We start from the raw sequence: 10,897 nt of genomic DNA, 5'->3' as shown, positions 1-10,897 counted from the left end.
CATGACGCAAACTCTGTTAGCGATTGAAAACTTGTCGGTGGGTTTTCGCCATCAGCAAACTGTTCGTACCGTAGTGAATGATGTTTCACTACAGATTGAGGCTGGCGAAACGCTGGCACTGGTAGGCGAGTCAGGTTCCGGCAAGAGCGTTACCGCACTGTCTATTTTACGTCTGCTCCCTTCCCCACCGGTTGAATATCTTGCTGGAGATATTCGTTTTCATGGCGAATCGCTGCTTCATGCCAGCGAGCAAACGTTGCGTGGCGTACGCGGTAATAAGATAGCCATGATCTTCCAGGAGCCAATGGTGTCGTTAAATCCATTGCATACCCTGGAAAAACAGCTTTATGAAGTGCTTTCACTCCATCGCGGGATGCGACGAGAAGCGGCACGTGGCGAGATATTAAATTGCCTTGATCGCGTCGGTATCCGTCAGGCAGCAAAACGACTGACAGATTACCCGCATCAGCTCTCTGGCGGCGAACGCCAGCGGGTGATGATTGCGATGGCGCTATTAACGCGCCCGGAATTATTAATTGCCGATGAACCGACTACCGCACTGGACGTCTCTGTCCAGGCGCAGATTTTGCAACTGTTGCGCGAACTGCAACATGAACTGAATATGGGTATGCTGTTTATTACTCATAACCTCAGCATTGTCAGAAAACTGGCTCATCGCGTGGCAGTGATGCAAAACGGTCGCTGCGTGGAGCAAAATAACGCCACTGCGCTATTTGCCTCCCCTGCTCATTCTTACACGCAAAAGCTACTCAACAGCGAGCCGTCAGGCGACCCGGTGCCGTTGCCAGAGCCTGCCTCAACGTTGCTTGATGTTGAACAGCTTCAGGTTGCCTTCCCCATTCGCAAGGGGATTTTAAAACGCGTTGTCGATCATAACGTGGTGGTGAAAAGTGTCAGTTTTACGCTACGGGCAGGTGAAACGCTGGGTTTAGTGGGCGAGTCCGGTTCCGGTAAAAGCACTACAGGACTGGCGCTACTGCGGCTGATTAACTCTCAGGGCAGCATCGTCTTTGACGGTCAGCCATTGCAAAATTTAAATCGCCGCCAGCTATTGCCGATTCGCCATCGCATTCAGGTGGTATTTCAGGATCCAAACTCCTCGCTCAATCCACGACTCAACGTATTGCAGATTATTGAGGAGGGATTACGGGTTCACCAGCCGACGTTTTCTGCCGCACAACGCGAAGAACAAGTGAAAGCGGTGATGCATGAAGTGGGATTAGATCCTGAAACGCGCCATCGTTATCCGGCAGAGTTTTCCGGGGGGCAACGACAACGCATAGCGATTGCCAGGGCGTTGATTCTTAAGCCTTCACTGATCATTCTTGATGAACCAACATCGTCGCTCGACAAAACGGTACAGGCGCAAATATTGACGCTATTGAAATCATTGCAACAAAAGCATCAACTGGCCTATTTGTTTATCAGCCACGATTTACACGTCGTCCGCGCGTTATGTCATCAGGTTATCGTACTGCGACAAGGGGAAGTGGTGGAACAAGGGCCGTGCGCGCGCGTATTTGCCGCACCGCAGCAGGAGTATACGCGTCAGCTACTGGCGTTAAGCTGACGCTTAAAAAGGATTGTAATTTGAGAAGGGCTCGGCAATTGCCACACCAAAATTTTTCAGTCGGCATGTCGCAGCAAACTCATCATGGCGATTTACAAACAGGCACGGTTCACCTTCACACTCCAGTACCGAGCATGGAACTTCGATGTCGCTTAACGCCTGACTTAGTTTATACATCACCGACCATGCATTATCACCATCCGGGCTAAGCAATTTAAGCGCCACCAGGCTGTTGTCACCGCACGGTCCATTTTGCGGAATCGGTTCAACCTTCGAACCTGCGAAACCAGCAGACCAGCGATAGTTCTGCGGCAGTCGATGGACGATTGAGAGTTGTAATGAAGTCACTTATTTTCCCCGGAAGCACATTTACTTCACAATTTGTTTACATCAATTTTAACACATCATCAACAACCCGTCTTTAAACAGATCGTAAAGATTGATGCCTCGCCTGCGTGGCCTCTATGGCTCTGATTTAAATAATATCTGCGGGCGTGGTCACGTTTGCGGGGCTATATGTACCCGTTTCTGCGATCTAACTCAACCTTTTTAACTACAATGATGTGACTTTTTACACAAATTAATTTTACATAAAATAAACAAATGACGGGAGATTGATAGATTTGCGGTTGATATGCATCAACAAAGGAAGCCTTTTAGCTTCCCCGTTGTGCAATAGATCACCGTTTTTTCGGCCGACTGGCGTACAGACAGAAGAGAATGGAGCAGGTCGCACAGAACGCAATCGACCAGATCATCGGCCATGCGGAGTTAAAGGTCGCAAGGGAGAGCAATGCACCGACAATGGCGCCAATACCAAAGCGGAAGGTTCCTGCCAGCGATGATGCCGTTCCCGCCATATGCGGAAACTCATCCAGAATCACTGCCATCGCATTGGATGACACCATCGACACGCACCCCACAAACGCCGCCACCCCAACCACCAGCGACCAGAACCCTAGTCCCAGCAGCGCACTGATGACCATCCACGCCGCCATAATAAATTGTATCCACAGCCCCGATCGGAACATATTCAGCGCGCCAATGCGGCGAACAAAGCGACTGTTAAAGATGGTCATCACGAACAAGAAAACAATATTCAGCGCAAAGTAATAACCAAAGTTTTCCGGCGCGACGTGGTTAATTTCAATGTAGACAAACGGTCCGGCGCTTAAGAACGAGAACATCCCGGCAAAGCTAAAACCGCTGGCCAGCATATAACTCAGGACACGCTTATGACGGAACAGCGCAGCGAAGTTACCAATAGCGGTACGGATGTGAAACGGCTGACGACGCTCCGGCGGTAACGTTTCTTTGATCAGGAAGAAGATCATCGCCGAAGCCAGAATCGCCGCCACGGCGAGGATCCAGAAAATGTAATGCCAGCTCAGCCACACCAGCACCCAACCGCCAACAATCGGTGCCATCAGCGGTGCGATGGTCGTTACCAGCATGACAAACGACATCATCCGCGAGAACTCTTCTTTCGGGTAGATATCGCGCATCAGGGCGTTGATGACCACGCTGGCCGCAGCCGCCGCCAGCCCGTGGAAGAAACGCATCACAATCAGCTGATCGATAGTTTGCGCCAGTGCACACGCCACCGCCGCCGCAGCAAATACCAGCGTACCGCCGAGAACCACCGGCTTACGCCCGAAGCTATCCGCCATCGGTCCGTAGATTAACTGCCCCAACGCAAAGCCCAGAATATAAGTACTCAGGGTCATCTGCGTACTGCCCGCCGGCACACCAAACTGCGCAGAAATCACTGGCAGCGCGGGCAGATACATATCAATCGACAGCGGCATCAACATGGCCAGCAGGCCAAGGATAAAGACAATAGCAAACGATGAATGCTGTCGCGTGGTCACAACGGGCTCCTGAATATAATGAAAGTGTTAACTAACGCTGGCGATTTCTTCTGCAGTTAATGGACGATATTCACCGGGTGCTAAATCAGCATCCAGCGTAATGCCGCCAATACGTTCACGATGCAGCTCAACCACGTGGTTACCCACGGCGGCGAACATGCGTTTCACCTGATGATAACGTCCTTCGCTGATGGTCAGACGTACCTGCGTCGGAGTAATCACTTCCAGCACCGCCGGCTTAGTGAGATCTTTTTCGTTATGTAACTGCACGCCTTTAGCAAACTGCTCTGCCGTATCGGCTGCCACCGGGGACTCCAGCGTCACCAGGTAGGTTTTCTCACAATGATGACGCGGAGAAGTAATGCGGTGCGACCACTGACCGTCATCGGTCATCAGCACCAGACCGGTGGTGTCGATATCCAGCCGCCCTGCTGCGTGTAGTTTCCACGCCACAGGTTCATCCAGAAAATAGAGCACCGTTGGGTGATCCGGATCGTCAGTAGAACAAACATAGCCCTGAGGCTTATTGAGCATGAAGTAACGTGGTCCGTGTTGCTGTGCCAGCGGGTTTCCATCGTAAGCCACACTGTGTTCAGGGAGCAGTTTAAACGCTGCATTGCGGACGATTTCGCCATCGACGGTGACACGAGTGGCACGGATTTCACGCCCGGCAATAGCACGGCTAACGCCGAGTTGCTGTGCGATAAATTTATCAAGTCGCATGTGTGTGATTTTGCCTGTAAAAAACGGAGGTCGGGTAATGACCCGAAAATCTGAACTGTTGTTCGCCCAGTATAGCGGTCTAATAACTTCCCTCAAGAGAAAAAGATCCGTGGCATACTATTAGCAGAATAATCTACCTACGCGAGACCATGATTTTTACACTCCGTCCATATCAGCAAGAAGCCGTGGATGCCACGCTCAACCATTTTCGTCGTCATAAAACTCCTGCCGTTATCGTGCTGCCTACTGGTGCAGGTAAAAGCCTGGTGATAGCGGAACTGGCACGGCTGGCGCGTGGTCGCGTGCTGGTGCTGGCGCACGTCAAAGAACTGGTGGCGCAAAACCATGCAAAATATCAGGCGCTGGGACTGGAAGCCGATATTTTTGCCGCCGGGCTGAAGCGTAAAGAGAGCCACGGCAAAGTGGTGTTTGGCAGCGTACAGTCGGTCGCACGCAATCTCGATGCCTTTCAGGGTGAATTTTCGCTGTTGATTGTCGATGAATGTCACCGTATTGGCGACGACGAAGAGAGTCAGTATCAGCAAATTCTTACTCACCTGACCAAAGTGAATCCCCACTTACGCCTGCTGGGGCTGACTGCCACGCCTTTTCGACTGGGCAAAGGCTGGATCTACCAATTCCATTATCACGGCATGGTACGCGGCGATGAGAAAGCCCTTTTCCGTGACTGCATTTATGAGTTGCCGCTGCGTTATATGATTAAACACGGTTATCTGACGCCACCAGAACGGCTGGATATGCCGGTAGTGCAATACGATTTCAGCCGCTTGCAGGCACAGAGCAATGGGCTGTTCAGCGAAGCAGATCTCAACCGCGAGCTGAAAAAACAACAACGTATTACGCCGCACATCATCAGCCAGATCATGGAGTTCGCCGCAACGCGCAAAGGGGTGATGATTTTCGCCGCGACGGTTGAACACGCAAAAGAGATTGTGGGATTGCTGCCCGCCGAAGATGCAGCACTCATTACCGGTGACACACCCGGCGCTGAACGTGATGTATTAATTGAAGATTTTAAAACCCAGCGTTTTCGCTATCTGGTCAACGTTGCGGTACTGACCACCGGATTTGACGCCCCGCACGTCGATCTTATCGCCATTCTGCGTCCTACTGAATCAGTGAGTCTTTACCAACAAATTGTCGGGCGCGGTCTGCGTCTGGCTCCCGGCAAGACTGATTGCTTAATTCTTGATTATGCGGGTAATCCTCACGATCTCTACGCGCCAGAAGTTGGCACCCCAAAAGGCAAAAGTGACAACGTTCCGGTACAGGTTTTCTGCCCTGCCTGCGGTTTTGCCAACACCTTCTGGGGCAAAACGACCGCCGACGGTACATTGATTGAACACTTTGGTCGTCGCTGTCAGGGATGGTTTGAAGATGACGACGGTCATCGCGAACAGTGTGACTTCCGTTTCCGTTTTAAAAATTGCCCGCAATGTAACGCGGAAAACGATATTGCCGCCCGCCGCTGCCGCGAATGTGACACCATACTGGTTGATCCAGACGACATGTTAAAAGCGGCGCTACGACTGAAAGACGCGCTGGTATTACGCTGTAGCGGCATGTCTTTGCAGCATGGGCACGATGAGAAAGGCGAATGGTTGAAAATCACCTATTACGATGAAGACGGCGCGGATGTGAGTGAGCGTTTCCGTCTGCAAACGCCCGCCCAGCGTACCGCCTTCGAGCAGCTTTTTATCCGCCCGCATACGCGCACACCGGGCATCCCGCTGCGCTGGATCACCGCCGCCGATATCCTCGCCCAGCAAGCGTTACTGCGCCATCCGGATTTTGTTGTTGCGCGAATGAAAGGCCAGTACTGGCAAGTGCGTGAAAAAGTGTTCGATTACGAAGGTCGTTTTCGTCGGGCGCATGAATTACGCGGTTAATAGTAGTTTTGATTGATGTATAAGGCGATTGAGTATAGAATCTCGCCCGCTTTTGCATACGCAAAGCAGATCACTTACCTGTTGCTGGGTCGCCTGTAGCAGGATTAATTTAAGAGAGAAAGAAATGTTTACTATCAACGCAGAAGTACGTAAAGAGCAGGGTAAGGGTGCGAGCCGCCGCCTGCGCGCCGCTAACAAGTTCCCGGCAATCATCTACGGTGGCAAAGAAGCGCCGCTGGCTATCGAGCTGGATCACGACAAAGTCATGAACATGCAAGCTAAAGCTGAATTCTACAGCGAAGTTCTGACCATCGTTGTTGACGGTAAAGAAATCAAAGTTAAAGCTCAGGACGTACAGCGTCACCCGTACAAACCGAAGCTGCAGCACATCGACTTCGTTCGCGCTTAATCGCTGAATAAGTTGTAAAAAACCCCGCTCCGGCGGGGTTTTTTGTATCTGCAAGTTATGCCTGATTACGGTATTGCTATTTTTTGTAGGCCAGATAAGGCGTTCACGCCGCATCTGGCATTCATAACACAAACCCGATTAATTACCGCCAGACGTCCGGCGCTGAAGCTGATCGCGCAAGTTCGGCGGCGTGCCCTTAATGGTCAGGGTATCGGTCGCCGGATCCCAGAAAATCCGTTCGCCTAACAGCATTGCATCAAAGTTGATGGTTAAGCCACCACCGCTACCGGCAAACTTAGTCAACTGACGCAGCGTGCTACGATCTGCCGGGAAGCTCTCTTCCAGTTCATAGCCTTTTTCAGCCGCAAATTCCGTGAAGCTCACCTCACTGACACCAGCCAGTTCTTTCGACAGCGACTCCAGCTCGATCTCTTCGCCCGCCTGCAATTGCTCATTACAGTAGCTATAAACCTGCTGGCGAACGTTCTGCCGTTCTGCTTTATCCAGTTGCGCTTCGGCGGTAAAGTCATCGACCGCCTGTAACAGACCACGGTTTTGCGCTTTCGCATTCAACCCTTCGCTGGCACCGAGGAAGTCCATAAAGAAATCAGCCACTTTGCGCCCTACCCGCCCTTTCAGGAAAGTAAGATAACGGGTCGATTCTGGATTGGTTTCCCATTCGGTCAAATCGATACGCGCAACAATATCCGCATGATTAATATCGAGATAATGGGTCGGGTTGATGTCGAGGTTTTCGTTAACGCGCATACTGCTTAAATTGTTCAGTACGCAAATCAGCAAATACTCAACCGCCAGATAGCGATAGTGACAAAACAGCACGAAGCCGCCGTCAGCAAAAGGATATTTCGCCAGTTCGTCACGCAGGCGACCAGTTGCTGCCCGACTAAATGCCAGAAAGTCTTCTTCGCCCTGACGCTGTAAGCGCAGCGTCTGCGCCAGCTCACTTTCCTCGCTAAACAAACCGTAGGCTTTGTTCTTGGCGCTATAGACACGATGCAGCTCTGCCACCATCTCAACGACGGTTTCCGTCGGTTCCAGCAATGAATCGCGCAGCACCAGCTCAAGGTTCTGCTCATCACGCTTGATAAGCTGGTGCAGAGCAATCTGGTTGATATCCAGACTCATGATAAACTCTCCTTTAAGACCGGGCGGTATTCAACCACCGCCGGTTAAGCGACGCAATAAAAGATGGCGGTCATTTTACAGAAGGTGGCGTAACGCGAATGATTTAAAGTATAAAAAAGCAGAAAAAAAACCGTTGCTACGGTAATATGTTGCCCTTTCATCAACTAACTGATTTCGATTTATGCCACAAATTTCCCGCTACAGTGATGAACAGGTTGAACAATTGCTCGCAGAGCTGCTCAACGTACTGGAAAAACATAAGGCTCCGACCGACCTTTCCCTGATGGTGTTAGGCAATATGGTCACCAACCTTATCAACACCAGCATTGCCCCGGCTCAGCGCCAGGCGATTGCCAACTCTTTTGCCCGCGCCTTACAGTCCTCTATCAACGAAGACAAAGCGCACTAAGGGAAACAGATAACAGGTTATGGTAACTCATCGTCAGCGCTACCGTGAAAAAGTCTCCCAGATGGTCAGTTGGGGGCACTGGTTTGCACTGTTCAATATTCTGCTTTCGCTCGTCATTGGCAGCCGTTACCTGTTTATCGCCGACTGGCCGACAACGCTTGCGGGTCGTATTTATTCCTACGTAAGCATTATCGGTCATTTCAGCTTCCTGGTGTTCGCCACCTATTTGCTGATCCTCTTCCCGCTGACCTTTATTGTCGGCTCCCAGAGGCTGATGAGGTTTTTGTCCGTCATTCTGGCAACGGCGGGAATGACACTATTACTGATCGATAGCGAAGTCTTTACCCGTTTCCATCTCCATCTTAATCCCATCGTCTGGCAGCTGGTTATCAACCCGGACGAAAATGAGATGGCGCGCGACTGGCAACTGATGTTCATCAGTGTGCCGGTAATATTATTGCTTGAACTGGTGTTTGCGACGTGGAGCTGGCAAAAGCTGCGCAGCCTGACACGTCGTCGGCGCTTCGCCCGTCCGCTGGCCGCATTCTTATTCATCGCCTTTATCGCCTCGCATGTGGTGTATATCTGGGCCGATGCTAACTTCTATCGCCCAATCACCATGCAGCGCGCCAACCTGCCGCTTTCGTATCCAATGACGGCGCGACGTTTTCTTGAGAAGCATGGTCTGCTTGATGCGCAAGAGTATCAACGTCGTCTTATTGAGCAAGGCAATCCAGATGCTGTTTCCGTACAGTATCCGTTAAGCGAACTGCGCTACCGCGATATGGGCACCGGGCAAAACGTCTTGCTGATTACTGTCGATGGCCTGAACTACTCACGCTGTGAGAAGCAGATGCCTGCGCTGGCCGGTTTTGCTGAGCAAAATATTTCGTTCACGCGCCATATGAGTTCCGGCAACACGACAGACAACGGCATCTTTGGCCTGTTCTATGGCATATCGCCAAGTTATATGGACGGCATTCTGTCGACCCGTACGCCTGCGGCATTAATTACCGCGCTTAACCAGCAAGGCTATCAACTGGGGTTATTCTCATCCGATGGCTTTACCAGCCCGTTGTATCGTCAGGCATTGTTGTCAGACTTCTCAATGCCGAGCGTTCGCACGCAATCCGATGAGCAGACAGCCACACAGTGGATCAACTGGCTGAGCCGCTACGCGCAAGAAGATAATCGCTGGTTCTCATGGGTATCTTTCAATGGCACCAACATTGACGACAGCAACCAGCAAGCATTTACACGGAAATATAGCCGCGCGGCAGGTAATGTCGATGACCAGATTAACCGCGTGCTTGATGCGCTGAAAGCGTCCGGCAAGCTGGACAATACGGTGGTGATTATTACTGCCGGTCGGGGTATTCCGCTGAGCGAAGAGGAAGAAACCTTTGACTGGTCCCACGGTCATCTTCAGGTGCCGTTAGTGATTCACTGGCCAGGCACACCGGCACAGCGAATTAATACCCTGACCGACCATACCGATCTGATGACCACGCTGATGCAACGTCTGCTACACGTCAGCACACCGGCGAGCGAATATTCGCAAGGTCAGGATTTGTTCAACCCTGAGCGCCGTCATTACTGGGTGACTGCGGCGGATAACGATACGCTGGCAATTACCACCCCGAAAATGACGCTGGTACTGAACAATAACGGTAAATACCGCACTTACAACTTACGTGGCGAAAGAGTGAAAGACGAAAAACCACAGTTAAGTTTGTTATTGCAAGTGCTGACAGACGAGAAGCGTTTCATCGCTAACTGATTAATTATAAATCAGTTAGCAAAATATCTTACTTGCAATCGTTGTGGAAAACGGTAGTATAAGCAGCCACGAGTCGGCACGTAGCGCAGCCTGGTAGCGCACCGTCATGGGGTGTCGGGGGTCGGAGGTTCAAATCCTCTCGTGCCGACCAAAAATCCCAAGAAAACCAACCTTTACGGTTGGTTTTTTTATATCCATAGCATTGTCTTGCTACCCTCACTTGCAGTTTTACTACATGCCCATACATAAAATGGGGTAACATTCACGCGCCTGGTAGCGTTACCAACGCTACGCTCAAACATAATGATTCTAATAAAACCTCAGGAGACTACTATGCCTGAAGCAACGCCTTTTCAGGTGATGATTGTGGATGATCATCCACTTATGCGACGCGGTGTTCGTCAGTTACTGGAGCTTGATCCTGGTTTTGAAGTGGTCGCCGAAGCAGGCGACGGCGCTAGTGCTATCGATCTGGCTAATCGACTGGATATCGACGTTATCTTGCTGGATCTCAATATGAAAGGTATGAGTGGCCTGGATACCCTCAATGCCTTGCGCAGGGATGGCGTTACCGCGCAAATTATTATCCTGACCGTATCAGATGCCTCCAGCGATATCTTTGCACTGATAGACGCAGGCGCAGACGGCTATCTGCTAAAAGACAGCGACCCGGAAGTATTACTGGAAGCAATTCGCGCCGGAGCAAAAGGCAGCAAAGTCTTTAGCGAACGCGTCAATCAGTACTTACGCGAGCGTGAAATGTTCGGTGCGGAAGAAGATCCCTTCAGCGTGCTAACGGAGCGTGAGCTGGATGTTCTGCACGAACTGGCGCAAGGGCTGTCGAATAAGCAAATTGCCTCGGTGTTGAATATTTCTGAGCAGACGGTAAAAGTGCACATTCGCAATCTGCTGCGTAAACTCAATGTCCGCTCACGCGTGGCGGCCACCATTCTGTTCCTGCAACAACGCGGGACACAATAAAAAAATAGCCCGATGGATTTATCATCGGGCTGAGATTGATGACAAACGCAAAACTGCCTGGTGCGCTACGCTTATCA

The 10,897-nt window shown here is 51.0% G+C and carries 10 protein-coding genes and 1 tRNA gene; 7 read left to right on the top strand and 4 right to left on the bottom strand.

The window, feature by feature from the left end; all coding sequences use genetic code 11:
- Window position 1 precedes the first annotated feature (1 nt).
- Complete coding sequence (yejF, locus tag HEN21_RS02430) at window positions 2–1,591, top strand: microcin C ABC transporter ATP-binding protein YejF (RefSeq protein ID WP_176251979.1); 1,590 nt, start codon at window positions 2–4, stop codon at window positions 1,589–1,591.
- Window positions 1,592–1,594: 3 nt separating this feature from the next.
- On the opposite strand, the gene HEN21_RS02425 is transcribed toward yejF, so the two are convergent.
- The 3 genes from HEN21_RS02425 to rsuA all read right to left on the bottom strand — a co-directional run bounded on the left by HEN21_RS02425 (window position 1,595) and on the right by rsuA (window position 4,185).
- A complete protein-coding gene (locus tag HEN21_RS02425) occupies window positions 1,595–1,939 on the bottom strand; it encodes a YejG family protein (protein ID WP_000202796.1) in 345 nt (114 codons plus the stop codon).
- Window positions 1,940–2,271: 332 nt separating this feature from the next.
- The gene (bcr, locus tag HEN21_RS02420; RefSeq protein WP_176251980.1) at window positions 2,272–3,462 is read right to left on the bottom strand and encodes a multidrug efflux MFS transporter Bcr; all 1,191 of its coding nucleotides are present in this window, start codon (window positions 3,460–3,462) and stop codon (window positions 2,272–2,274) included.
- A gap of 27 nt (window positions 3,463–3,489) precedes the next feature.
- On the bottom strand, window positions 3,490–4,185 hold the full coding sequence (gene rsuA, locus HEN21_RS02415) for a 16S rRNA pseudouridine(516) synthase RsuA (RefSeq protein ID WP_021551075.1): 696 nt from the start codon (window positions 4,183–4,185) through the stop codon (window positions 3,490–3,492).
- A gap of 149 nt (window positions 4,186–4,334) precedes the next feature.
- On the opposite strand from rsuA, the gene HEN21_RS02410 reads away from it, so the two are divergent.
- Entirely contained in the window at window positions 4,335–6,095 is a 1,761-nt protein-coding gene (locus HEN21_RS02410) for a DEAD/DEAH box helicase (protein ID WP_176251981.1), read from the top strand.
- 124 nt (window positions 6,096–6,219) lie between these two features.
- Window positions 6,220–6,504 (top strand): 50S ribosomal protein L25, encoded by a 285-nt coding sequence (gene rplY, locus HEN21_RS02405; RefSeq protein WP_000494183.1) that lies wholly within the window; start codon window positions 6,220–6,222, stop codon window positions 6,502–6,504.
- Between the two features lie 138 nt (window positions 6,505–6,642).
- On the opposite strand, the gene yejK is transcribed toward rplY, so the two are convergent.
- Window positions 6,643–7,650 (bottom strand): nucleoid-associated protein YejK, encoded by a 1,008-nt coding sequence (gene yejK / locus HEN21_RS02400; protein WP_000050780.1) that lies wholly within the window; start codon window positions 7,648–7,650, stop codon window positions 6,643–6,645.
- A 181-nt stretch (window positions 7,651–7,831) separates the two neighbouring features.
- Between yejK and HEN21_RS02395 the strand changes: the two genes are divergently transcribed.
- The 4 genes from HEN21_RS02395 to narP all read left to right on the top strand — a co-directional run bounded on the left by HEN21_RS02395 (window position 7,832) and on the right by narP (window position 10,820).
- On the top strand, window positions 7,832–8,059 hold the full coding sequence (locus tag HEN21_RS02395) for a YejL family protein (protein ID WP_001135667.1): 228 nt from the start codon (window positions 7,832–7,834) through the stop codon (window positions 8,057–8,059).
- Window positions 8,060–8,078: 19 nt separating this feature from the next.
- Complete coding sequence (gene yejM / locus HEN21_RS02390; protein ID WP_176251982.1) at window positions 8,079–9,839, top strand: LPS biosynthesis-modulating metalloenzyme YejM; 1,761 nt, start codon at window positions 8,079–8,081, stop codon at window positions 9,837–9,839.
- 74 nt (window positions 9,840–9,913) lie between these two features.
- A tRNA-Pro gene (locus tag HEN21_RS02385) sits at window positions 9,914–9,990 on the top strand.
- A gap of 182 nt (window positions 9,991–10,172) precedes the next feature.
- Entirely contained in the window at window positions 10,173–10,820 is a 648-nt protein-coding gene (gene narP, locus HEN21_RS02380) for a nitrate/nitrite response regulator protein NarP (protein ID WP_010350424.1), read from the top strand.
- The last annotated feature ends 77 nt before the right edge of the window (window positions 10,821–10,897 follow it).

This window comes from Escherichia sp. 93.1518, from assembly GCF_013368915.2.
Classification (GTDB): Bacteria; Pseudomonadota; Gammaproteobacteria; order Enterobacterales; family Enterobacteriaceae; genus Escherichia; species Escherichia ruysiae.
The sequence above is the reverse complement of the archived record's forward strand: the minus strand, read 5'-3'. Positions and strand labels throughout refer to the sequence as shown.

Bases quoted from the DNA above. Each gene is read 5' to 3' on its own strand.
- HEN21_RS02410 (WP_176251981.1), top strand. From the start codon at position 4,335: ATGATTTTTACACTCCGTCCATATCAGCAAGAAGCCGTGGATGCCACG.
- yejM (WP_176251982.1), top strand. From the start codon at position 8,079: ATGGTAACTCATCGTCAGCGCTACCGTGAAAAAGTCTCCCAGATGGTC.
- yejK (WP_000050780.1), bottom strand. From the start codon at position 7,650: ATGAGTCTGGATATCAACCAGATTGCTCTGCACCAGCTTATCAAGCGT.
- rplY (WP_000494183.1), top strand. From the start codon at position 6,220: ATGTTTACTATCAACGCAGAAGTACGTAAAGAGCAGGGTAAGGGTGCG.
- yejF (WP_176251979.1), top strand. From the start codon at position 2: ATGACGCAAACTCTGTTAGCGATTGAAAACTTGTCGGTGGGTTTTCGC.
- HEN21_RS02395 (WP_001135667.1), top strand. From the start codon at position 7,832: ATGCCACAAATTTCCCGCTACAGTGATGAACAGGTTGAACAATTGCTC.
- rsuA (WP_021551075.1), bottom strand. From the start codon at position 4,185: ATGCGACTTGATAAATTTATCGCACAGCAACTCGGCGTTAGCCGTGCT.
- narP (WP_010350424.1), top strand. From the start codon at position 10,173: ATGCCTGAAGCAACGCCTTTTCAGGTGATGATTGTGGATGATCATCCA.